General features: G+C 33.9%; 21 protein-coding genes and 1 pseudogene. 21 read left to right on the top strand and 1 reads right to left on the bottom strand.

What is annotated here, in order from left to right:
• Positions 1–16: 16 nt before the first annotated feature.
• Positions 17–1,966 (bottom strand): DUF5018 domain-containing protein, encoded by a 1,950-nt coding sequence (locus ACF3OB_RS08260; protein ID WP_392447406.1) that lies wholly within the window; start codon positions 1,964–1,966, stop codon positions 17–19.
• Positions 1,967–2,388: 422 nt separating this feature from the next.
• On the opposite strand from ACF3OB_RS08260, the gene ACF3OB_RS08265 reads away from it, so the two are divergent.
• The 21 genes and pseudogenes from ACF3OB_RS08265 to ACF3OB_RS08365 all read left to right on the top strand — a co-directional run bounded on the left by ACF3OB_RS08265 (position 2,389) and on the right by ACF3OB_RS08365 (position 25,315).
• Entirely contained in the window at positions 2,389–3,498 is a 1,110-nt protein-coding gene (locus ACF3OB_RS08265; RefSeq protein WP_392447407.1) for a serine hydrolase domain-containing protein, read from the top strand.
• A 181-nt stretch (positions 3,499–3,679) separates the two neighbouring features.
• Entirely contained in the window at positions 3,680–5,551 is a 1,872-nt protein-coding gene (mnmG, locus tag ACF3OB_RS08270; RefSeq protein ID WP_392447409.1) for a tRNA uridine-5-carboxymethylaminomethyl(34) synthesis enzyme MnmG, read from the top strand.
• A 15-nt stretch (positions 5,552–5,566) separates the two neighbouring features.
• Positions 5,567–6,664 carry a competence protein CoiA gene (locus tag ACF3OB_RS08275; RefSeq protein ID WP_172917688.1) on the top strand — a complete coding sequence of 366 codons (1,098 nt, stop codon included), beginning with the start codon at positions 5,567–5,569 and terminating at the stop codon, positions 6,662–6,664.
• Between the two features lie 449 nt (positions 6,665–7,113).
• Complete coding sequence (locus tag ACF3OB_RS08280; protein WP_095893480.1) at positions 7,114–7,827, top strand: outer membrane beta-barrel protein; 714 nt, start codon at positions 7,114–7,116, stop codon at positions 7,825–7,827.
• 17 nt (positions 7,828–7,844) lie between these two features.
• The gene (locus tag ACF3OB_RS08285; RefSeq protein ID WP_042343586.1) at positions 7,845–8,294 is read left to right on the top strand and encodes a YhcH/YjgK/YiaL family protein; all 450 of its coding nucleotides are present in this window, start codon (positions 7,845–7,847) and stop codon (positions 8,292–8,294) included.
• Between the two features lie 60 nt (positions 8,295–8,354).
• Positions 8,355–9,332 carry a polyprenyl synthetase family protein gene (locus tag ACF3OB_RS08290; RefSeq protein ID WP_392447410.1) on the top strand — a complete coding sequence of 326 codons (978 nt, stop codon included), beginning with the start codon at positions 8,355–8,357 and terminating at the stop codon, positions 9,330–9,332.
• Positions 9,333–9,562: 230 nt separating this feature from the next.
• The gene (locus ACF3OB_RS08295; RefSeq protein WP_392447412.1) at positions 9,563–10,882 is read left to right on the top strand and encodes a UDP-glucose dehydrogenase family protein; all 1,320 of its coding nucleotides are present in this window, start codon (positions 9,563–9,565) and stop codon (positions 10,880–10,882) included.
• A 6-nt stretch (positions 10,883–10,888) separates the two neighbouring features.
• Positions 10,889–11,875, top strand: a complete 987-nt coding sequence (locus tag ACF3OB_RS08300; RefSeq protein ID WP_392447414.1) for a 2Fe-2S iron-sulfur cluster-binding protein — start codon at positions 10,889–10,891, stop codon at positions 11,873–11,875.
• A gap of 11 nt (positions 11,876–11,886) precedes the next feature.
• A complete protein-coding gene (gene rfbF, locus ACF3OB_RS08305; RefSeq protein WP_392420017.1) occupies positions 11,887–12,657 on the top strand; it encodes a glucose-1-phosphate cytidylyltransferase in 771 nt (256 codons plus the stop codon).
• A complete protein-coding gene (gene rfbG / locus ACF3OB_RS08310) occupies positions 12,621–13,733 on the top strand; it encodes a CDP-glucose 4,6-dehydratase (protein ID WP_392447416.1) in 1,113 nt (370 codons plus the stop codon). Before rfbF ends, rfbG begins: the two co-directional genes overlap by 37 nt.
• A 19-nt stretch (positions 13,734–13,752) precedes the next feature.
• Complete coding sequence (rfbH, locus tag ACF3OB_RS08315; RefSeq protein ID WP_392447418.1) at positions 13,753–15,066, top strand: lipopolysaccharide biosynthesis protein RfbH; 1,314 nt, start codon at positions 13,753–13,755, stop codon at positions 15,064–15,066.
• A gap of 4 nt (positions 15,067–15,070) precedes the next feature.
• On the top strand, positions 15,071–15,952 hold the full coding sequence (locus ACF3OB_RS08320) for an NAD-dependent epimerase/dehydratase family protein (protein ID WP_392447419.1): 882 nt from the start codon (positions 15,071–15,073) through the stop codon (positions 15,950–15,952).
• Positions 15,949–16,971, top strand: a complete 1,023-nt coding sequence (locus tag ACF3OB_RS08325) for an NAD-dependent epimerase/dehydratase family protein (RefSeq protein ID WP_392447421.1) — start codon at positions 15,949–15,951, stop codon at positions 16,969–16,971. Before ACF3OB_RS08320 ends, ACF3OB_RS08325 begins: the two co-directional genes overlap by 4 nt.
• A 38-nt stretch (positions 16,972–17,009) precedes the next feature.
• Positions 17,010–18,416, top strand: a complete 1,407-nt coding sequence (wzx, locus tag ACF3OB_RS08330; RefSeq protein WP_392447423.1) for an O-unit flippase-like protein — start codon at positions 17,010–17,012, stop codon at positions 18,414–18,416.
• Entirely contained in the window at positions 18,413–19,423 is a 1,011-nt protein-coding gene (locus tag ACF3OB_RS08335; RefSeq protein WP_392447425.1) for a glycosyltransferase family 2 protein, read from the top strand. Before wzx ends, ACF3OB_RS08335 begins: the two co-directional genes overlap by 4 nt.
• A gap of 8 nt (positions 19,424–19,431) precedes the next feature.
• Positions 19,432–20,301, top strand: a complete 870-nt coding sequence (locus ACF3OB_RS08340; protein ID WP_392447427.1) for an alpha-1,2-fucosyltransferase — start codon at positions 19,432–19,434, stop codon at positions 20,299–20,301.
• 6 nt (positions 20,302–20,307) lie between these two features.
• Complete coding sequence (locus ACF3OB_RS08345; RefSeq protein ID WP_392447429.1) at positions 20,308–21,252, top strand: glycosyltransferase family 2 protein; 945 nt, start codon at positions 20,308–20,310, stop codon at positions 21,250–21,252.
• Positions 21,245–22,324 (top strand): EpsG family protein, encoded by a 1,080-nt coding sequence (locus ACF3OB_RS08350; protein ID WP_392447431.1) that lies wholly within the window; start codon positions 21,245–21,247, stop codon positions 22,322–22,324. The genes ACF3OB_RS08345 and ACF3OB_RS08350 overlap by 8 nt, the downstream gene beginning before the upstream one ends.
• Positions 22,321–23,130 (top strand): glycosyltransferase family 2 protein, encoded by an 810-nt coding sequence (locus tag ACF3OB_RS08355; RefSeq protein ID WP_392447433.1) that lies wholly within the window; start codon positions 22,321–22,323, stop codon positions 23,128–23,130. Before ACF3OB_RS08350 ends, ACF3OB_RS08355 begins: the two co-directional genes overlap by 4 nt.
• 7 nt (positions 23,131–23,137) lie before the next feature.
• Positions 23,138–24,325, top strand: coding sequence for a glycosyltransferase (locus ACF3OB_RS08360; protein ID WP_392447435.1), 1,188 nt, complete (start codon positions 23,138–23,140; stop codon positions 24,323–24,325).
• A gap of 77 nt (positions 24,326–24,402) precedes the next feature.
• Positions 24,403–25,315, top strand: a pseudogene (locus ACF3OB_RS08365) (transposase).
• The last annotated feature ends 20 nt before the right edge of the window (positions 25,316–25,335 follow it).

A 25,335-nucleotide genomic window follows, 5' to 3' on the forward strand; every position in this document is an offset into this window, starting at 1 on the left:
TTCAATCATTTGTCATTTAATCATTCTGTTCTCCTCGCTTTGCATTAAAATAAAGCTTATACTCTTTTCCTCCTTCTTCAAAAAGGACGTAAAGTGTATGTCTTCTCGTATAAACATCTCTGTATTCCCAAAAATTTAATTCCCCCGTCATAATAGAGTTAGAACCCTCATAAACAATGAAATTAGTAATCTTTGCATTTTGATATTCAGGGAATACAATAGCTTTAATATTAATTTTGGAAATGTCTCCATTAAATTTCACTCTTAATTGTTTTTTGAAATATTTACTATTTTCGTGATAGACTTCTGCTTCTTGTATTCGCATTGTTGGATGTGTAGGTTTTGGCAACTCTACTTTGATAGTGATTGGTGTCTCCAGGCTCCCAAACGAATCTACGTTACTATCTATAAAGAGTTTATATTCCGTCTCTGCCAAGAAATTAAATGGGACAGTAAGCACCAAATTTCCTTGCGCATCCATCTCTTTTCCAATCATCAAAATCCATTCTTTAGAAGGAGTACGGCTTCTTATAGCTGTATAATGATTGATTTTATCTCGACCTCCGTCCCGTAGATCACCATGTGGATAGAATAAGTTTGATCCTTTAATCACCAAAGTTTCACCTTGTGTAACAGAAGTTTTTGAAACTCCCGTAACCACAGGAGGTTTGGGGATATACACTTTAACTGGCTCTTTTTTATTGTTTACTAAAGGATAAGTATATTCTTTTCCTTCGTAGCGGATAACAAACTCAAAATCCGTACCTGTCTCCAATGAAGTATTTGGAAGCTCTAACGGAGCTTCTAGTATAATTGTTGTAGAATTAGTATGAAATCTTGCATTTTCTAATGGGAGATATTCTCCATTTTTCTTAATAAAGAAACTATGCTTTGCAAAGTCTTTTCTGTTTATACTCGCAAAAATTCCAAATTGCTCTGCAAGATAAAGCAAGGAATTAGGTTTTTTTGGGCCTCCGCCATTACTCGTAATATAATGAAAAACGGGGTCCCCGCCATGAAGCACAAAAGTATAGCTCATCGCACTATTGTTCTCTGCAATACGAACATCTAACTTATATATTCCGTTCAGATACGTATCTGGAAGTTTTACGTGTATTTTTTTGTTAGTATCATCTACTTTTTGGATAGTGAGTGGCACACTTGATTTTCCATCTTCGGTAACCAACGAAACCCGAATATCTTCGTGCTTTGGCAAAACATTCACACCAAAAACAATGGTTCCTCCTGGAGGGACGTTTCGGAATTCTTCTCCATTAATTGATAAACTCAGCTTTGGCAAATCGTCAAAGATTACTGTTACAGTATATTTTAGAACCGTTTTTCCGTCTTCGGATGTAACGGTATATTCCACAGGTTTGGTGTAGTCAAGCGTTTGTCCTGCCTTCGGATGAATCGTTGCTCCCTCTGAAATTTCAAATACAGAGGTCAATTTGGTTACGTCCGTAGTTAAGGGAACTACTATTCTGATATCAGCATTTTTATCATGTTGATTTAAACTAGGATGCGGGTTGTAGTGATCACGTGACTTACCAACTTCTTTAAAATGCAATCGGTAGATATTACTTTCTGAAAGAAGTCGTTTGGTAACGATGACTTTATATTCCGCCTTAGTTCCATCCTCTGCCGTTATGGTGTAGACCACTGGGGTAGTATAGTCTCTTTTTTGCGTAGGATCGGGACTGATGGTAGCCTTGTCAGGAATACGAACTGTGGCTACCAACGCCTTAATATCAAACGGAGTTTCGATAACTGCCGTCACCACATTATCTTTTATTTCTGTGTTACGCCATTTTCCAGTGGCTTCATCAAACAAAGTAAAGTCTCCAAGGATTTTTTGAGAACTCAATTTTTGTTCAGGTTCGTTAGGAATTTCTCCTGTTGGGTTGTCCTTCCCACAGCCAATGACAAGCAATGTCATCAGCACTAAGTACTGTAATTTTTTCATCTCTTTGTTAATGTTTTAAAATGGGAGCAAAAGTAAAAAATCCGTTCTTAAAAAACTGCCATCACTTTCATAAAAAACCTAAAATTACTAATGAACCCCTATTACAAAAACACTCTTCATCCTCCACTTTCGTAGCCCTGATTTGAGCAACAGTACAAATTAGATTTTTAAAAACAACAATTTTATTGAATATACAATTTGAAAAAATTGAAAATTGGAGTTTAATGGTTGTAGCTTTACTTCATAGAATATTTTTGTAGCAAAAAAGATTGCTTATCAGTTTTGAATACCACAAAAAGAGGCTAAAATTTGAACAAGTCGTGGTTTTATTTTGTAGATTTGTATCCTGTTTGATGTGAAATGAACGCTAAAATAGATAACCACCTAATAAAAATAATGGTATGAAAAAAATATGTTCTATAATGATATTTATCCCATGTTTATTGTTTGGACAAAAAATCAACATTTCCTATATTGATTCTCTTTTTCAGAAAGAATTTAAAAACGGAAAGTTTAGCGGACATGTACTTGTTTCACAAAATGATACCATCGTTTACGATGTTTTTTTTGGAAAAGCCGACTACGAAAAAAATATACCATTTACCCGAAATACGATTTTTCAGTTGGCGTCAGTTTCAAAACAATTCACGGCAACAGCAGTCTTAATTTTGGAACAACAAGGGAAATTGAAATTAGAAGATTACGTTAAGAAATACTTGCCGACTTATCCTTATAAAGATGTTAAAATCATACATTTATTGAATCACACTTCGGGTATGCCCGATTTTTCAAAAACGATGGTTCCCGATTTGAATATGAAAAAAATCAATGGTAACAAAGAGCTGATGAAAATGTTATCATCGGGGAAATATCCACAACAATTGTCGGCGGGCGATAAGTGGGATTACTGTGACATAGCATATTGTACTGCAGCCGTTTTAATCGAAAAAGTTAGCGGAATGCCATTTAAGGAGTTTATGCACAAGTACATTTTCAAACCTGCTCAAATGAATGACACTTCTGCCGAATATTACACCGACAAAAGATTAGTTACAAAGAAAGAAATTTGTCAGGGCTATGAACTTGATGAGCTAACGAAAACCAGAAAAATAGCCTATGAACAGCCTCATAATTCGTATGTTCGTGGTTTGGGTGGTTTTTATGGTGACGGATCGGTTTATTCCACAGCCTATGATTTGCTGAAATGGGATAAAGCTCTGCATTCCGATGTTATTTTAAATCAATCAAGTAAACAGAAATTGTTTTCGCCTACGCTTTTAAACGATGGTTCCTACGCAAAAGATTTGGATTACAACTACGGATTGGGTTGGTATATTGGTGAAAATCCTCAATGGGGAACTTTTTATTTTCATCCAGGTGGTCAGGCGGGATATTGCACCAAATTTATTCGTTTTCCTAAGCAAAAAGTTGCCATTGTGATACTTTCAAATCTCACGCATATTGATTTTTACAGTTTTACGAATATTTATCATTATATTTTTGGCATTAGTAAAATTTTTGTACAAAAATAAACAAAAATATCTCGGAATAATCATTTCGTATATATCACTACCTGAAGTCCAAAAATCCGTTTGAAAGAAAAACTCAAAATTATAGAATGAAATTCTTATTTTTGCACCGCAAAAGTCATTAGTAAATAGTTTAGAGGTGTCTAATTATTTAAAGTGTTTTTGCTTAAAGCCAAATAGAAATATGTTTCAAGAAAAATATGACGTTATCGTAGTGGGTGGCGGACACGCAGGAGCCGAAGCCGCTGCCGCCGCTGCCAATATGGGAGTGAAAACCTTGCTCATCACAATGCAATTGCAAAATATAGCACAGATGTCGTGCAATCCTGCCATTGGTGGAATTGCTAAAGGGCAAATCGTTCGTGAGATTGACGCTTTGGGTGGATATACAGGTATCATCACTGACAAAACCGCCATTCAGTTCAAAATGCTCAACCAATCGAAAGGTCCTGCGATGTGGAGTCCTCGAGCTCAGTCTGACCGAATGCGATTTGCCGAAGAATGGCGTCTGCAACTCGAAAGATTGTCTAATCTCGACTTCTATCAAGATATGGTTTCCGACCTCATTATCGAAAATCATCAGGTAAAAGGCGTAAAAACCTCTTTGGGAATTCCTATTTATTCCAAATCGGTGATTCTTACTAATGGAACTTTCCTAAATGGAGTTATTCATATCGGAATGAAACAGTTAGGAGGCGGAAGAGCCGGTGAAAAAGCTTCCAAAGGGATTACCGAATGCCTTGTTTCTCACGGATTTGAATCAGGAAGAATGAAAACAGGAACACCACCGCGTGTGGACAGCCGTTCGCTTGATTATTCCAAAATGATTCCGCAACCCGGTGATGAAAATCCGGAGAAATTTTCTTTTTCGGAAGAAACACAACCGCTTCAAATTCAGAAAGATTGTCATATGACCTACACCAGCGAGGAAGTACACGACTTGCTTCGCACAGGATTTGACCGCTCACCGATGTTCAATGGGGCAATTCAGGGCGTGGGGCCACGTTATTGTCCATCAATTGAGGATAAAATCAACCGATTTGCCGATAAAGACCGCCATCAAATCTTCGTGGAACCCGAAGGTTGGAACACGGTGGAAGTGTACGTAAACGGATTTTCGACATCGCTTCCAGAAGAAGTTCAGTTTGAAGCAATGCGAAAAATAGAAGGCTTTGAGAATGTGAAGTTTTTCCGTCCAGGGTACGCCATTGAATACGATTATTTTCCGCCGACACAACTCAAACACACGTTAGAGACAAAACTTGTTGAAAATCTGTATTTTGCAGGTCAAATCAACGGGACAACAGGTTACGAAGAGGCTGCCGCACAAGGAATTATGGCAGGGATAAACGCTGTACAGAAAATTCGTGAACAAGAACCTTTCATTCTGAAACGAAACGAGGCTTACATCGGTGTTTTGATTGATGATTTAATCACCAAAGGAACGGAAGAACCTTACCGAATGTTCACTTCCCGAGCGGAATATCGTACTCTTTTGCGACAAGACAACGCCGATGCACGACTTACGCCACTTGGTTTTTCATTGGGATTAGCATCGCAAAAACGAATGGACGTTTTGGAAAGAAAACAAGCAAAGACCAATGCATTTGTTGATTTCTTTAAGGAAACAAGTATCAAACCCGAAGAAGCGAACCCGATTTTAGAAAAATACGATTCGTCTCCAATGAAACAAGGTGACAAAATGTTTAAAGTACTTTCACGTCCGAACATTACCATCGCCGATTTGCAACAATTGGAGAGCGTAAAATCATTCGTGGAAGCCAATGAAATTGATAAAGAAATCATTGAACAAACGGAAATTGAGGTAAAATACGCAGGGTACATTGAAAAAGAAAAAAACAATGCCGACAAACTCAACCGGTTGGAAGACATTCGCATACCTGAAAACTTCAATTACGATAAACTAACTTCCATTTCGTTTGAGAGCCGTGAAAAGCTGAAAAAAATCCGTCCGACCACGCTCTCACAAGCCTCGCGTATTAGTGGTGTTTCTCCTGCGGATATCAGTATTTTGTTGGTGTACATGGGGAGGTGATAAAAAATCAATATTATGCCTTTAAGAGCTTACATAGATGGCAAAGAAATTATTTCTATTGAACTCAACGAAGATCAATGGAAAGAAATTAAGCAAAATGTTAAATCTGAAAAATCTATATTAAGATTACCTTGCTGTAATCAAACAGGTTTTTTGAGAATTAGCCGTAGAGGGTTAAAACATTTTGTCCATTCAAAGTCAGATACTTCGTGTGATTGGAAACCTGAATCTCCTGAACATTTAAGAGCAAAAGTCGAAATTATGGAGGCTTGTCAAGAAAATGGATGGAAAGCAATTCCTGAATTTTCCGAATCAAATTGGAGAGCTGATGTTTTGGCTATTCAAAATAACAAAAGAATTGCCTTTGAGGTTCAGTGGAGCAAACAAACTTTTGAAGAAACTAAATTTCGTCAAGATAGATACAAGGCTTCTAATGTTAGGGGGTGTTGGTTTTTTCAAAAAGCCCCAGAACAGTTGGAAGCATATTTAGAAGATGAAAATGATAAACATCACCTTAGAGCCAATAAGGAAATACCTGCTTTTAGAATTTTCAAAGGTGAGGATTCGAACCTTATGGTTCAACTTAAACAAAGTCAAATCAATTTAAAATCATTTGTAGGGCATTTATTGAAAGGACACTTTAAATTTTGTGAACACATAACTTTAAAATCGCAAGAAATTACGCTTATATTTTTTAGAACTCGTTGTTGGAAATGCAAAAAATATCAAGATTGTTGGACTATTAATAGAAATTTAACCACAACTTGTGGACAAAGAATCAATTTAGGTTTTTCAAATTGGGATGATACAGATATAGATAAAAGCCCCGAAATATATCAAGCAGTAAAACAATTTTTACAGACAGAGCGAGGGAAAAAATTAAAAATTGGGGAACTGAAAAGAAGGTATAGTAAGACAGTTAGGAAGAATTATTTATCGCACGGATGCGTTTATTGTGATTCGATTTTTGGAGATAATTTTTTAGAGATTGAAAAAGAAGAAGCTAAACACAATCCAAAGAATATCAAACACAAAGTGAAAGTTGTATTTAAAAATGTAAAACAAAAACAAGAACATTGGTGTTTTTCTGAAAATAAAGAATTTTGTGAATAACATAAGGTTTGAAAAATCAAAGAATATTATTTTTCACTATAATTAAACTCCTATCTTATCGGTGGTGCTTTCCCTGCAAAGGTTAGGGTCAATTTTGGTAACGATGTCATTTTTTATGATGACCATTTTTTATTTGAACAATGGAAAAAAGCAGCAAAAGTAGAACTTGATAGAACGAATTATTCAGGATATAGAAGAGCTCATAATCCTCTATATTACAGATTAGTTATGGATTTAGAGTACAGAAAGAAAATATTGGATTTGTGTGATTGATAACTATTTAGTTTTTTGATTATATGAAAACAACAAGCCTTACGTATCAGTAGAGTTTCCTCTTGTATGTATTAATCTTCTACTAGCTGAAGGCATTGGTTTTGATAGGTAGAGCTAACCTATATTGCATAATCATAGGCAAAAAATATAGAAAAACTTATAGAAATATATAATATATGACAAAAAAAATACTACTTTTGTTTGTTGGAATATTTTTCATGAATATTTCAGTAGCTCAGGAACTTCGTTTAGGTATAAAAAGTGTTGTCCCTCCGTTGAACGGAAGTTTAGCAAAGGCAATGGAGGATGAAACAGGCAATACCACTTACAACGGATTCATGAGTCGTATCAATATGGGCGTGTTTATCAATAATGCGTTCAGTAAACATTGGTCTTTACAGATAGAGATGCTCTACCGTCGGCAAGGATTCGAATACAAGAGTAGTGATGCTATCATAGACATTGCTCGGTGGAACGGTTCTTATAGGTTTGATTATGTTGAAGTTCCAATGTTGGTACGTTACAAAAATGGTCGAGATTTCGAGTGGTTTGTACAAGGAGGATTTTCGTCAAAAATTATATTACAAATCTATAATTTCGGCTATGAATGGGATTCTGAAATACATAGATACACGGAGAAATACGTAGGAACATACGCTACCGAGCGAGTTGATGAACATTTTCATCCGTCTTCAATTACAGCATACGGTGGGGTAGGGGTTATCTATAATTTTTCGGATAGTTTTTTTGCTATTGCAGAAACCAATGTCAGTTATGACCTGACACCTTTATCAAATAGGACTAAAATTCTTAATAAAAAATGGTCTTTTGATAAGGCAAAATTGTTTAATATAGCTTATTTTTCAATAGGTTTTGGATTTAAATTATAACCATAAAAAAATAAAAAATGATTGTTGCGCATTTAAACCATAGTGAGCGTTACGAAAAATTGCATCCAGCTTTCACAAAAGTATTTGCTCATATCAAACAAACAAACTTTTTAAATTTGGAACTCGGAAAAATAGAGTTCGATGGTGAAGATGTTTTTTTTATAAACGCGGAGCCTGAATGTCTTAGTAAAGAGAATCAGGTGTTGGAATATCATCAAAAGTATTTGGATATTCACGTGCTTCTAACAGGAGAAGAAACAATTGGATGGAAGAGTTTGACAGACTGTAAACATGAGAAAAAAGCCTTTAACACTGAAGAGGATTATGGTTTATATGAAGATCAACCTACGACCTACGTAACACTACAACCGAAACATTTTGCTATAGTTTATCCAGAAGATGCACACGCTCCCATCATTGGTCAAGGGAAAATACGCAAAATTGTGGTCAAAATTAAGGTTCTGTAAGCCTATACCGCATTCATATTATAGAAAATTCATTCCAGACGAATTTTAAAATTCTAAATAGTGAAAGTAACCACACGAATAAAACAACCCATACGAGAGGAAATGGAACTTTTTGAACAAAAGTTTCAGGAATCAATGTCGTCAAAAGTGGCTCTTTTGAATCGGATTACGTATTATATTGTAAATCGGAAGGGTAAACAAATGCGTCCTATGTTTGTATTCTTAGTGGCAAAAATGGTGTCGGGGACTGTCAATGAACGTACTTACCGTGGAGCCTCCGTCATAGAATTGATTCATACAGCTACTTTAGTACATGATGATGTAGTAGATGATAGTAACAAACGACGAGGCTTCTTTTCACTCAATGCTCTTTGGAAAAATAAAATTGCGGTGTTGGTTGGCGACTATCTTCTTTCAAAAGGATTGTTGCTTTCTATTGATAATGATGATTTTGACCAATTGAAAATCATTTCCGTGGCTGTGCGTGAGATGAGTGAAGGAGAGTTGCTACAGATTGAAAAAGCACGGCGGTTGGACATTGTTGAATCAGTTTACTACGAAATTATCAGACAAAAAACGGCTACTCTTATTGCGGCCTGTTGTGCAATGGGGGCTTGTTCTGTTAAACCTGATGATCGCGAAACCATCGAAAAAATGCGACAGTTTGGTGAATATATTGGTATGGCTTTCCAAATCAAAGATGATTTATTTGATTACACAGACGATGCCATAGGTAAGCCCACAGGAATCGATATCAAAGAACAAAAAATGACACTTCCCCTTATCTATACACTGAATAATTGCTCCGAAAAAGATAAAAAATGGATAATTAATTCTGTTAAAAATCATAATAAAGATAAAAAGCGAGTGCGAGAAATTATTGATTTTGTAAAAAACAACAATGGGTTGTCATACGCAGAGACAAAAATGAAGGAGTTTCAACAAAAAGCATTGCAGATTTTGAATGATTTTCCTCATTCAGACTATAAAGACGCCTTGATAATGATGGTCAATTATGTTATTGATCGGAAAATATAGAATTAGACTGAATTCATATTGCAATAAAAATTTCTAATAAAATACAAGGAAAACGTTTTCTTCTATAAAAAGACTTTTTTTGAGTCATTTGTAACATATTTTTTGTACCTTTGCGAACGGGTTTACCTTTTTTTGAGAGTTTGGTGTGTGATCGTAGAGGTTAAAAACATTAATTCTTTGGAAGTTAGTGTGGTAAGCGTTTTCACACTCAAGTCAGATGAGATGAAGTAATGAAAATAACAATTATAGGCACAGGATACGTTGGATTGGTTTCAGGGACTTGTTTCGCTGAAGTTGGTAATGCGGTTACCTGTGTTGATGTGAATGCGGAAAAGATTGAAAAGTTAAAAAAAGGAATAATTCCTATTTATGAGCCTGGGCTTGAAGCAATGGTATTGACCAATGTGGCTAATAAAAATCTAACCTTTACTACTGATTTAGCTAAGGCTATCGAAAAGGCTGAAATAGTTTTTATAGCTGTAGGAACTCCGATGGGAGATGATGGCTCTGCCGATTTGCAATATGTACTTTCCGTAGCGAAAGCAATAGGGCAGGCTATGCGAGGTAGGCTCATTGTGGTAGATAAATCTACCGTACCCGTTGGAACGGCAGATAAAGTAAAAACTACCATTCAAGATGAATTGGACAAACGAAATGAAAATATTGAATTTCACGTAGTTTCTAATCCTGAGTTTTTAAAGGAAGGCAAGGCTATACAGGATTTTATGAAACCTGACCGTGTGGTAATAGGGGCTGATAGTCAGTACGCTTTGGATAAAATGAAAGCTTTATATACGCCGTTTTTTATGCAACACGAACGTTTCATTACCATGGATGTTCGTTCGGCGGAAATGACCAAATACGCTGCTAATGCGATGCTTGCTACCAAAATTTCGTTCATGAATGAAATTGCTAATATTTGCGAACGTGTGGGGGCAGATGTGAATAAAGTGCGACTGGGAGTAGGTTCCGATACTCGAATCGGGTATAGTTTTATTTATCCAGGTTGTGGTTATGGAGGGTCTTGCTTCCCAAAAGATGTATTAGCTCTCAAAAAGTTAGCTGAAGAAGTAGGCTACAATGCGGAGCTTATTCATTCGGTGGATAATGTAAATAATCGTCAAAAATTTATTATTGCCGAAAAAGTGGTGAAAAGGTACGGCGAAGACCTCTTTGGCAAAACCTTTGCCGTTTGGGGACTTTCGTTCAAACCTGAAACAGACGATATGCGTGAGGCTCCCGCTATTTATGTTGTTAAGGAGTTGGTGAGACGTGGAGCTAAAATACAGGCGTATGACCCCAAAGCCGTTCATGAAGCGAAAACATACTATTTAAAGGGCGTTGATATTAAATATGTTGAAAGCAAATATGATGCTCTGAAAGGAGCCGATGCAATGATTTTGCTAACGGAATGGAAAGAGTTTCGTGTGCCTGATTTTGAGGAAATAGCCAAACTCTTGAAAGAAAAAGTTATCTTTGATGGACGAAATCAATACAATTCGTTTGATTTGCCAAGTAGAGGATTTGAATATATACAGATAGGAAAATAAATTTAAGTGAACTATAAAGTACGATTAAAAAATAATAAGGAATTCAGTTGTGAATCTTCTAAAACAATTCTTGAGGCAGCCCTGGAACAAGGCATTGGACTTGAGTATAGTTGTCTGTCTGCTCGTTGTCGTAGCTGTGTGGTAAGGGTTGTTGAGGGGAGGTACGGAAACATTAAAGACGATATGGTCTTATCAGAAGAAGAAAGAAAGCAAGGTTTTGTGTTGTCTTGCAATGCTGTGCCTTGTTCTGATTTACAATTGGACGTAGAAGATTTAGGGATGCAGTTGTTTAAAAAGCAAATAATACCTGTAAAAATTAATTTGATATCAGTCCTATCTTCTGATATTATTAGAGTAGAGTTGCGATTGCCTCCGACGGCGAATTTCAGATTCATACCTGGACAGTATGTAAATATTATTCGTGGCGGAGAAAAACGAAGTTACTCCTTGGCTAATGTTCCGAATGCTGAAAATCACCTAGAATTTTTTATACGTAATTATCACGGAGGACTATTTAGTAAATATTGGTTTAGAGAAGCTAGACAGAATGATTTATTGCGAATAGAAGGGCCTTTAGGAACGTTTTTTTATAGAGAAAATGATAGTTGTGAAAATGTTGTGTTACTAGCAACAGGAACTGGAATAGCACCTATAAGGTCTATTTTACAACAATTTGCGGAAAAACCTCATTTAATTAAAAATAAGAAAGTATGGCTTTTTTGGGGGGGACGTAAACAAGAGGACTTGTTTATGGATTTTTCCTTTGATGAGTTTGATTTCACTTTTATTCCTGTGCTTTCACAAGAGTCAAACAAAAATACAGAAAAAGGGTATGTACAAAATGTAGCTTTAAAACAAGAGATAAATTGGCTTAATTCGCAAGTTTATGCTTGTGGTTCGCCTAACATGATTGAAACATCACGAACAATATTAGTACAAAATGGATTGCCTAGCGAAATGTTCTTTGCAGATCCTTTTGTTAGTACAAATTAAATTAAAATTGTATGAAAGCAGTTATTTTAGCTGGAGGTTTGGGAACTCGGCTGAGTGAAGAAACCGTTAGTAAGCCCAAGCCTATGGTAGAGATAGGTGGGAAGCCTATCCTGTGGCATATTATGAAAACCTACTCACATTATGGAATCAATGATTTCATTATATGTTGTGGATATAAAGGTTATGTAATCAAGGAGTATTTTGCTAACTATTTCTTGCATCAATCAGATGTTACATTTGATATGGTAAACAATCAAATGGAGGTTCACCAAAAACGTGCCGAGCCTTGGAAAGTTACTTTAATAGACACAGGGGATAACTCTATGACGGGAGGACGTTTAAAACGTGTAGCTCCGTACCTTAAGAATGAAGATTGCTTTTGCTTTACATACGGAGACGGGGTTGCCGATATTAATATAGCGGATTTGATAAATTTTCATAAATCACACGGAAAGGAAGCTACTCTCTCTGCTACTTACCCACCGGGGAGATTTGGAGCTTTAGACATAGTAGACAATCAAATCAGACAGTTTCAAGAAAAACCAAAAGGAGACGGAGCCTTAATAAATGGTGGGTTCTTTGTGCTTTCCCCAAAAGTTATAGGTCGCATCACAGATGATAATACCATATGGGAACAAGAGCCACTGAAAGGTTTGGCAAATGATGGTGAGTTAATGGCTTTCAAACATGAAGGGTTTTGGCAACCAATGGATACATTACGAGATAAAAAATTATTGGAAGAATTATGGGACTCTGGAAAAGCTCCTTGGAAAGTATGGTAAAGATGCAACATGAAGGACAAGTAAATCCTACTTTTTGGAAAGGGAAAAAGGTATTTCTTACTGGTCATACAGGATTTAAGGGAAGTTGGCTTTCGCTATGGCTACAGTCGATGGGAGCAGAAGTAAAGGGGTATTCGTTAGAAGCTCCGACTACTCCGTCCCTGTTTGCAGAAGCAGGTGTGCATAAAAATATGATTTCTGAAATTGGCGATATCCGTAATTTGGAGCAGTTAAGCAGAAGTATGCAAACCTTCAATCCTGATATTTTGATACACATGGCCGCACAGCCTTTGGTACGGCTTTCGTACAAAGAGCCTGTAGAAACATATAGTACTAACGTAATGGGAACCGTAAATGTGTTAGAATCATCACGTTATTGTAATAATTTAAAGGCCATAGTCTCTGTTACCACCGACAAATGTTACGAAAATAAAGAGTGGGAATGGGGCTATAGAGAGAATGAACCTATGGGGGGACATGATCCGTATAGCAACAGTAAAGGTTGTGCAGAATTAGTTACATCGGCATATCGAAATTCTTTTTTCAATACGGAAAATACCGTGGCGGTGGCATCGGCAAGAGCCGGAAATGTAATTGGTGGAGGTGATTGGGCAGATGACAGATTAATTCCTGATATTTTACGAGCTTTTGAGAAAAAGGAAGCAGTTATTATACGAAATCCGTTATCGACAAGGCCTTGGCAACACGTATTAGAACCCTTATCTGGATATTTGGTGTTGGCACAACATTTATATGAAGATGGAAAAAGTTTTGCTGAAGGTTGGAATTTTGGACCAAAGGACGAAGATTGTCGTCCTGTGAGTTGGATATTAGACAAGATGGTGACTTTTTGGGGGGAAGGGGCTTCTTGGCAACTCGATAAAAATAAAAATCCACACGAAGCAAATTTTTTGAAATTAGATTGCTCTAAAGCAGCTATACGTCTAAAATGGAAGCCTTCTTGGCGATTGGAACGTACTTTGGAAAAAATTATCTATTGGCACAGAGCTTGGTTGCAGAAAGAAGATATGCAGATGCACTGTTTGAATGAAATTAAGGAGTATTTAAATTACTAAAAGAACAACAAAACAGGAAATGAGTTTAGACACTATCAGAACAGAAATAGCACAATTAGTAGCAAAATATGCGGAGGAAGCCTACAAAGAAAAACCTTTTGTAGGAGGTACGGCTGTTATTCCACCGTCGGGAAAAGTAATTGGTAAACAAGAATTACAAAATATGGTAGAAGCCTCGTTAGACGGTTGGCTTACTACAGGGCGTTTTAATCAGCTTTTTGAACAAAAATTAGCGGATTTTATTGGTGTAAAATATTGTTTATCGGTAAATTCGGGCTCATCTGCTAATTTGGTTGCTTTTAGTGCTTTGACTTCGCCAAAATTAGGAGAAAAAGCCATCAGGAAAGGAGATGAGGTAATAGGTGTAGCAGCAGGATTTCCCACTACGGTTAATCCTATTGTACAATTTGGGGCAGTTCCCGTGTTCGTGGATGTTGATCTACGAACACATAATATTGATGTTGACCTTATTGAAGAGGCAATTTCTCCAAAAACCAAAGCGATTATGATTGCTCATACGCTAGGGAATCCGTTTAATTTGAAAAAAGTAAAAGAAATTTGTGAAAAATATAAATTGTGGCTTGTTGAGGATTGTTGTGATGCTTTGGGAGCTACATTTGAAGGACAAAAAGTAGGGACCTTTGGCGATATTGGGACGTTGAGTTTTTATCCAGCACACCACATTACTATGGGTGAAGGAGGGGCAGTGTTTACCAACAATCCTGAATTAAAAGCAATAGCAGAATCGTTCCGTGATTGGGGACGTGATTGCTATTGTGCACCAGGTAAAGACAACACTTGTGCGTGTCGCTTTACTCAACAGCATGGTGATTTGCCTTTTGGCTATGACCACAAATATGTATATTCGCATATTGGCTATAATTTAAAGATCACTGATATGCAAGCAGCTTGTGGTTTGGCTCAGTTGGATCGAGTTGAAGAGTTTATAGAAAAAAGACGACATAACTTCAACTATTTACACCAACGATTAAGTTCATTGACAGACTTTTTGTTATTACCAGAAGCTACAGAGGGGAGCAATCCTTCTTGGTTTGGATTTCCTATAACACTAAAAACAGATTGTGGTGTGGCTCGTGTAGATTTACTGCGTTTTTTGGATGATAATAAAATTGGTTCTCGATTGCTTTTTGCCGGAAATTTGACCAAACAACCTTATTTTAAAAATGTTGAACATCGTGTGGTAGGTGAACTAACCAACACAGATATAACCATGAATCAAACATTTTGGGTAGGCATTTATCCCGCCTTGAATGAACAACACTTGGATTTCATAGCTGAAAAATTAGAAGAGTTTTTTGGATTAAACTTTTAAAAGAATGAAAACAATTCTCTTAACAGGAGCAACAGGTTTTTTAGGAAGTCATTTGCTAAAAGCTCTTGTGAAACGAAATTATAAAGTAATTGCTCTCAAACGCTCAACATCTAATATGTGGCGATTGGCGGGATATGAAAGTATGTTTATTAGTTATAATGTTGATAAACAGCCTTTAAGACAAGTTTTTGAAGAAAATAAGATTGATATCATAATTCATACTGCCTGTGTTTACGGAAGAAAAGGAGAATCGCTGACAGAAATATTGCAGACCAATATGATGTTGGGAATTGAATTGTTAGAGTTGGGCTCTTTTTTCAACACGGGCTCTTTTTTCAACACGGGTTCTTTGTCATATAAATACTTAAATGCATACTCATTATCAAAGAAGCAATTTGAAGAATGGTTATCGATACAATCGAAAAAAATCCAAGTCGTAAATTTGGTTTTAGAGCATATGTTTGGAGAGTTGGATGGAAATGAAAAATTTACGACTTGGATTTTTTCCCAAATAAAAAATAATGTATCGGAGGTTAACTTAACTACGGGAGAGCAAAAACGTGATTTTATTTATATTGAAGATGTTGTTTCTGCATATTTGGTTTGTTTGGACAATTTGGAAAAATTGGAAAGGTTTACAACAACAGATGTAGGAACAGGGGTGTTGACTCCGGTAAGAAGTTTTGTGGAGTCCGTTAAGGAAATTTATGAAAATCTTACAGGTAAAGAGGTTTCTACAAAATTGAATTTCGGAGCAATTCCATACAGAGAAGGGGAGATTATGGAACCAAAAGTGGATAACAGAAAACTTTTAGCTTTGGGTTGGAAGCCAGAAGTTGACCTGAGAAAAAATATAACAGAATTTATAAAAAAAGAAATAAAATGAAATATTTAATCACAGGAGGCTGTGGATTTATTGGAAGTAATTTAGCTTCCGAAGTTTTGAAAAGAGAAGAAGAGCTAGTGGTTTTTGATAATTTGTTTCGTTACGGAAGCGGACAAAATTTGGAATGGCTAAAAAAACAAGGTAAATTCACATATTATCCTTATGACATACGCAATACGAACGATGTAGAAACCGTTATCAAAAAAGAGGAACCTGATGTTGTGTTTCATCTAGCAGGACAAGTAGCAATGACTACATCTATTCAAAATCCGCGGTTAGATTTTGAAATTAATGCGTTGGGAACGTTCAATTTATTAGATGCTATTCGAAAATATTGTCCCGAAGCAATGGTAATGTACTCTTCAACCAATAAGGTATATGGAGATTTTGCTAACTTAACATTTCAGGAGAGAGATAAACGATATGTTTGTAAGGAATATCCAAATGGATTTCCAGAAGATTTTCCGTTAGATTTTCAGTCGCCTTATGGGTGTTCGAAAGGAGCTGCCGATCAATATTTATTAGATTTTTATCGGATATACGGGATTAAGACGGTGGTTTTTAGGCATTCATCTATGTACGGAGGCAATCAACACGCCACAGAAGACCAAGGTTGGATAGGCTGGTTCGTAAAAAAAGCGGTTGAAATTAAACAAGGTCTTTTAAGAGAACCATTTACAATTTCAGGAAATGGAAAACAGGTTAGAGATGTATTGTATTCCTCTGATGTGGTGAATTTATATTTTAAAGCCGTAGAAAATATTGAAAAAGCAAAAGGACAGGTTTTCAATATTGGGGGAGGAATCGAAAATAGCCTTTCACTTTTGGAGTTATTTGATCTGTTAGAGGACATTTTAGGTATAAAAATGAAATACAAAGAATTGCCTTTTAGACAGAGTGACCAGTTAGTTTTCGTTGCTGATAATACAAAAGCTGAAAAGTCATTAGGCTGGAAACCTTTGATGTCTTCCAAAAAAGGAATAGAAAAAATGGTTAAATGGGTGAAAGAAAATAAGTAAAATCATTGAAAGAAAGGGATTACTTAAGAAGAATATAAATGATAAGAATAGAAAAAAAAGATGTTATATGGAACTATATAGGTCATTTTTTTAGTGTTGCTGGAGGTTTCATGGTGTTGCCTTTTGTTCTTAAAAAAATGGGGACAGAAGAGATTGCTTTGTATTATATCTTTTTGGCAGTAGCATCTTTTGTTCAGCTTGTTGATTTCGGTTTTTCTGCCCAATTTCATAGGAACATCAGCTATGTATTTAGTGGAGCTGAGAAGTTAAAAAAGGAAGGAATAGGGGAATATAACACAAATGGAAAAATTAATTACAGGTTACTCTCTGTTATTGTTAAATTAACCAAAAAAACCTATCTATATTTAGCATTATTTGCCTTTTTATTAATGATTTCGGTAGGTACTTTCTATATCTATAAAGTTACACAAGGCTTTGATTTGATTGATAATATACTTTATGTGTGGGTTCTTTTTTCTGTCTCTACGGTGTTGAACATCTATTATGAACATTACAATATAATCTTAATAGGCAAAGGGTGTATACAAGAAGCTAAAAAAGCTACTGTGGTTTCAAAAATATTATCAATAATACTGTCCATTATTTTTTTGTTTTTGGGATTAGGTTTGTTTGGGATAGTTCTGTCTAATTTTATTGCTCCTTTTGCGAATAGATGGCTTGCTTACAATTATCTTTTCACAAAAGAATTTAAACAAAAGATAAACATTCCAATAGAAAGGAAAAATATTTTGGAAATGTTCGGTATTATCTGGTATAATACCAAGAAAGTGGGGTTATCCATAGCAGCAATATTTGTAACTACTAAATTTAGTATATTTTTAGTTGGATTATATCTCCCTAAGTCAGAAGTAGCTTCTTATGGATTGGCTATACAAGTGGTAGGAATTATAAGTATGGTTGCTACTACATTTTTCAGTACGTATCAGCCTATTTATGCTAAATATAGATTAGAAAATAACAAAGAGTCTTTACTCAAAGTATTTGCTCTTGGTATCTATGTTTTTGTAATGATTTTTAGTGTAGGTTCTTTGTCTTTTTTACTTTTAGGAGATTTTTTCCTTGGGTACATAAAATCGAATGCTTCATTACCTTCTATGGGGATATTAGTATTGCTGTTGGTTGTGACATTTTTTAATAATTTACAAATTCTTTTTTGTAGTTTCATTTTTTCAGAAAATAAATTACCTTATATAAACTCTATGATTATTACAAGTGTTTTTATTCTTATTGGTAGTTTTTTTGTTTTGAAATATACAAATTTAGGTGTTTTGGGGTTGATTCTTGTTCAAGGTGTTTGTGAGTCAGTTTATAGTAACTGGAGGTGGATACATTTTGTTTTGAAAGATTTGGGAGTTAGTTTACGAGGGTTTATTGTTACAGGAAACAACGAAGTTTTAAGAAAAGTTAAAAACAAGTATTTATGACATATAAAGAGATTCAAAATATACATTCTATTCTGATAAAGGAGAGTGATTTTGATAGGGATGCAAAAATTACAATAGCTCTGCCAACTTATAACAGAACAGCTTTGTTGAAAGAATCCATTGAAAGTTGTTTGAATCAAAAAACAATGGTTCCTTTTGAAATATTAGTAGTTGATAATAATCCTGAAAGAAACTGTCAAACGGAACTTTTGATAGAAAGTTTTAAAAAAGTAAAAAATCTTTCATATTATAAAAATTCCGTCAACATAGGAATGGTGGGGAATTGGAATAAAGTTATTGAACTTTCCAGAACTAATTTTGTCGTTATGCATACGGATGATGATTTATTAGATGAAAATTACATTGACTGTATGTTTAAAATTTTGTCTTTTTTCGAAGAAGATATTGATGTAATATATCCTAGTCCAAAGATATTTTCTAATCCAAGTGAAATACATACAGAAAAAATAAAGAAAAAAATTAAAGGATTTGAATTACGACCGTTTGATTTACAATTTGGTAATTGTTGTAGTTTCACAGGTGCATTTCTTAACCGTAATACAGTGATAGAATTGAATGGTTTTGATATAAATTATTTTCCTTCACAAGATTATGAAATGAATTATAGGCTTTCGCAACGAGGAAAAGCCATAAATACATCAGGATATCCATTGGTTTTTTATAGAGTAGCTGAGAACGAAAGTATAAACCCCGAGTCTGTGCTTAAAATGATTTCTTGTGATGGGAAGATAATGGGTAGAATAATTGCTAATTATCCTTGGATTTACAAAAAGTTTTTTAATCGTTTTTATAAGGTATATATTGAAAAGTATATATTATGGAACAAAAAAACTTATGGAACAAAGAGTCCTCTTATAGATGAATATTTAAAGCATCAATTAGAGAAAAATATTTTTTTGGATAAAATTGTATATTTGTTTTTTGTTTACATTTTAAGGAAATTATCAAAAATAAGAAGAAAAAAAATAATAATAACAGATTTCTAATGTAAAATATGAAAGGACATTACGTATGTTTACAAGGGGGATTGGGTAACCAGTTGTATATTCTTGGTTATGCTTTTTATTTGCAAGAGCAAGGCTGTAAAAACGTTTGTTTATTTTACGAACAAAAACAAAAAGGGGATACAACAGATACACAAAAACGAAATATTATTCATAATTTACCCAAAGTATTAGGGTTGGAATCTTTATATATCTCATCTCTTTTGCTTAAAGTGTTACGCAATCTTTGTAAATTGCCGATAATATCAAAGTTAGTAGATTATTATGAAGAGCCAGGTGATGAATGGGCTGTTTTTATTCCCTTTTCTCCTCCCAAAAAGAAAAAAATAAAAGTTCACGTTGGATATTATCAGTCATTTCACTATCAAACGCCTCTTTTTATAGAAAAATTAAAACAGTTTTTCTTCAAAAATGTGTTGTTAGAACATTTTTTTCCTGTTGAAAACGATGTAGCTATACACATACGTCGAGGAGATTTTTTGACAGGAACTAATGCAATGATTTACTCAGAAATTGGAGTGAAATATTATTTAGAAGGATTGGAAAAGTTAAATAGAGAGCAAGGTATTGGAAAAGTCTATGTATTTTCAGATGATTTCCAAGCAATAATAAATGATATTAAAGAGATTTCAAAAATCTATACGGTGGAACTTATGCAAGGGAATAGCGTACTTCAAGATATACGAATGCTTATGTGTTTCAAACGCTACGTGTTGGGGAATAGTACCTTTGCTTGGTGGGGGGCTAAATTGTCTGAGGCTCAAAATCCAAGAGTAGTGGTTCCTGCTACCCCATGGAAGATTAATTTTAAAAAAGAAATCACACCATATCCTAAAAATTGGATCTTATTAGAAAATTAAAAATATATGGAGGGAAGACCTTTAGTTTCTGTTTTGATACCTTGCTACAATGTAGAGAAATATGTAGTTGAAGCCGTTATGTCTATTATAAATCAAACATATGACAAATTAGAAATCATTTTGATTGATGATGGTTCTACAGACGATACAACGAAACTTCTCAAAAAAATGGCAAAGCAGGATAAGAGAGTCATCTTTGTTCAGAACGATAAAAATATAGGGTTAATAGATACATTAAACAAGGGGTTACAAATCTGTTCAGGGAAATATGTTGCACGAATGGATTCTGATGATATATCGTTACCTCAAAGGATAGAAAGGCAAGTACAATTTTTAGAAAAAAATAAGGATATAGGAATTGTTGGAAGCTATATTCAATTTTTTGGAGAGAAAAAAGGGGTCTGGAGAATGGAAACAGAAGATAGACTGATAAAGAGCTCTCTTTTTTATACGACTTGTTTTGCACACCCAAGTGTGATGTTTCGCAATGATGTTGTAAAAAAAAATCAATTAAAATACGATAGAAAATACATTCATGCGGAAGACTATAAATTGTGGTACGATTTTTCAAAATGCACAAAAATGGCTAATCTGCCAGTTGTGTTATTAAAGTATCGTATAAATAAAAATCAAGTGTCACAAAAGTTTAATGATATTCAGCATAAAAATACGGTTAAAATAAGAAAAACTATCATAAATAGTTTTCTTGCGCAAAATTCCATAATTTTAAATATAAATGAGAAGATAAGAATCGAACAAATTAAAAAAGGTGAAATTAGAAAAGGAGGAGAATATTTACTTTTAGTTTTTTATGCTTCATCTTGTGGAACGCAATTGTTTAAGTTATTTCATCTGTTTATTTCTTTTGATTTTCTTAGGTTAAAGTTTAAAAATATAGTTAGATTAATCTATTGGATTCTGAAGGATAAAAACAAATATCTTCTTGGGTAAGAAAAAAATCGTTATGTTTCCTGGTGGGTGGTATATATTTTTGTATGTTTCTCTGATCCTTTCTATATTTGTTTCTAAAATATACAGGAGCAGGGTTGTATTGTATATTTTTGTGATGTTATTGATATGTTTTTCTGGATTTCGATACAACGCAGGGATTGATTATTTTGAATATGAGAGATTAGTGTATAGTGATGATCTCCTATTGAGAATAGAGCCTTTTAGTTCGTATTTTTTGTTGCTATCTAGAAAATATAATGCAGCTTGGATTTTTTTCTTTTTTACAAGTTTAATATATGTTTTATCAATATTTTTAGGGCTAATAAGGTTTAAAGTTTTTGGTGCTATTTCTACTTTTTTATTTACAACTTTTACCATATCTTTCTTAACATCATTTGGATTTGTGAGACAATTTGTTGCCTCAGGGTTGGTGTTTCTAGCTTTAAGTTTTTTGTATTATCGTAAAAGTATTCGCTATATTATCTTAGTTATAATCGCTTCGCTTTTTCATGTATCAGCTATAGTTTATCTTCCCATTGTTTTTATAAATAAGTTTGTTAGAAAGAAAGTGAACTTTTTCACTTTTTTATTACTTATACCCATTTCATTTTCATTTACGAGTGTATTCGTTTTTATAATAGATAAGATAGGATTGTTCTATGAATATTTTGATAAAGTTGGAGGAGGTGAAGTGTCTGGAAAGAAAATATATTATAGTCTACTTGTGATTTTTATATTTGTTTCCTTTTTACAACAAAAAATCGTGACAAAAGAATCAAATTTAATGTACTACTCTCAGAACATGTCTTTTGTAGGCTTGTTTATTTATGGAGCTTTTTTTAATTTTGGAGAGCATATAGCTAGAATATCCTACTACTTTATGCCATTTCATTTTGTATGGTTTTTTTATTTGTATAAAAATATTTTAAGTAAGCATGTTAAAATATTATTCTTATATTTTTTATTTATAGTAGGGACGTTCTATTTTTATGCTACATTGTACTATGCTCAATTTACAGATAGAGGTGATGTTATGAATGAAATGGAAATAATTTTTTTTAGAAATAAATGATGGGTAATGATAAAATAAGTGTAATAATACCATCCTATGAACCTAAGGATTATATTTATGAATGTTTAGACTCTTTGTATGACCAAGATATTTCTTCAGAAAAATTTGAGATATTGGTTGTGTTGAATGGACAATATACCCCCTATTATCAAAACCTGAGTAAATATGTAGCGGGGAAAACCGAAAAAATTCATATAAAGATATTATATACAGAAATACCTGGGGTCTCAAATGCTCGAAATATCGGCATTCAAAATTCTTTTGGTAAAGCTATTTGTTTTATTGACGACGACGATTTGGTAAGTAAATCGTACATAAGAGAGTTGTATGAACTCCATCAAGAAGGAACAATTGTTGTTTCTAACGTAAAAACATTTTATTCTACAAAAGAATATACAGGAGAAGATTACATAGGAAGAGCTTTTAGAAATTTAAAAAGTAGACCTTTTAAAATTTTTTTACACAGAAAATTTTTGTCAAGTGCTTGTTGTAAATTAATACCCACAAAAATGATAGGCAATACGACTTTTTCTATCAGAAGGAAAATAGGAGAAGACTCTCTTTTTATGGCCGAAATATCAAAAGAAATAAAAAACATTACATTTACCAGTGAAGATGCTATATATTACATAAGACAACGTCAAGGGTCTGCTTCAAGAAGAAATAGATTTTTTTTACAAAAGGTTAAGGAGAGGGGGCTACTAATATTTGACTTTTTATTTTTATACATAGATGGTTTCCCTAAATATAATACTAAGTTCATTATTTCTCGTATTGTAGCTAGTTTCATTCAAATTTTTAAATGATATTGTTATGAAAAAAATGTTATTTCTGTGTTCACGAGTACCTTATCCATTGGTGGGAGGAGATAAAATACGAATGTTTAATTCCATAAAGATGCTTTCCTCTCAATACGAAATAGATTTAGTATACATTGATGAAAAAAAAATGAATGAGAAAACCGAAGAAGTTTTATCTCAATATTGCAATACTATTTATCCTTTTGTTATATCAAAGCGTTCACATTATTTAAAAACTCTAAAAGGGTTGATTATAAACAGAAAACCTCTTCAAGTAAATTATTATTATGATAAGCATATACAAAGATGGATTGATAAAAATATAGATCATTACGATATGGTTTACTGTAACCATATACGTACTACGGAATATGTACGTAGGTATTCCATTTGTAAAATAGTAGATTTTGTTGACTCTATTGCTATGAATTATATCAAAGCATATGAAAAATCAATAGGATTTTGGAAACTAATATATGCAATAGAGAAACGGAGAGTATATTCATATGAGCAACAAATTATTCGAGAGTTTGAAAAAAAAATAGTTATATCGGAAATAGATAGGGCTTTTATGGATAAGGAAAATAAATTTTCAATAAGAACCATAGGTAATTTTGTTCCCGATATAAATATTAAGAGAGAGATACAAGTTAAGGAAAATTTGTTGTCTTTCTTAGGAAAAATGGATTATGAGCCAAATATTTCAGCAGTGTGTTATTTTGCTAAAGAAATATTTCCTGAACTAAAGCAGGAATTTCCCGATCTTACATTCAAAATAGTGGGTGCTTTTCCTACAAAGGAAGTCTTAAATTTAAAAAAGATTCGAGGAATAGAAGTTACAGGATTTGTTGATTATCCTTACGATTGTGTACAGGAAAGTCTATTGTTTATTGCTCCTATGGTTTCTGGAGCTGGAGTCCAAAATAAAATATTGGAAGCTATGAAAATGGAGAAATGTGTTGTAACTACTATTATCGGAGCAGAAGGATTAGAAAATATATCAGAAGATCAACTGGTTGTTTGTAAAAACAAGAGAGATATGATTAGTAATATAACTCACTTAATTAATAACAAAACAAAAATAAAAGCCATTGGAATTCGAGCAAAAGACTATGTCGATAGAAATTATTCAGAATTTGTCATAAAGAACTTATTATTGACATATATAAATAAAGAAAATTTTGTAAAAAACAATGCTTAAAACCTTGTAAATTACCATTTTTCAGTTCCTTATATATTTTCATATATTTGTAACTCATAGAATCAAGTAATTATGGAATTTTTAATGGTCAAAATCTTTTACAGTTCGTTGAACGCTTCAAAACTGACTTGGATTGTGAAGAATATTTAGTTCATTGGAAGAGGGAAAAAGGCTTCGAATGTCGCAGATGTAGGCTTACAAAAAGTCAAATTCGTAAGGATTTTTCAAGAACTTGCAACATCTGCTCGGACACAGAAAGCCCTACGATAGGAACACTTTTTCACAAAGTAAAATTCGGACTTCGTAAGGCTTTTTTATATGTTTTGAAATCGAAGATTCGACGAAGTCAAATGTGTGCAACCACTGCTTTACAAATGTCTGTTCGTTACGCAATTACCGAAGATATGGCTCGATTGTTTATGCACAAAGTTCGTGAGACGATCAAATCCAAAGAATTACATAAAATGAAAGATAAAGTTCAAGCGAGGAAATCGAAGATTTGGTGTAGCCAATTTACTTTGGGAGTAAAAGAAGATGGAAAATAAGATAGGGGCTACGACTCAAAGGAAAAGAAAATAGTTTGTGCGATCGGACTGACAGATGACGGAAAGGTTAAACCATTTCATGCAAATAAAATAGAAGATTATTCAGTCAAATCATTGCGAACTATTTTTGATAAACATATTGATAAATCCGCCCAATAACCACTGATGATTGGAAAGGTTACAGACCATTAAAGATTTCAATATTAAATAAATACCGAGTAATAAAAGGATGAATTTCTCGATTTTATACAATGTAATACATCAAGTAAAAAGTTGGTTAAGAACGATTTATTGCAGAGATTCAGATTTCAATATGGATAGATATTTGGCTGAATTTTCATCCCGAATTAATCGTTCTCAATCCAAAAATAAAATATTCAACAACTTCATCAAACGAATGATTGACACCGAGCCAGTCTATCATAGAGATTTGATATGTAGTTAAGTGTAGAACTCAATAAATTT

It is taken from the genome of Capnocytophaga canis (assembly GCF_043187445.1).
GTDB classification, from domain to species: domain Bacteria; phylum Bacteroidota; class Bacteroidia; order Flavobacteriales; family Flavobacteriaceae; genus Capnocytophaga; species Capnocytophaga canis.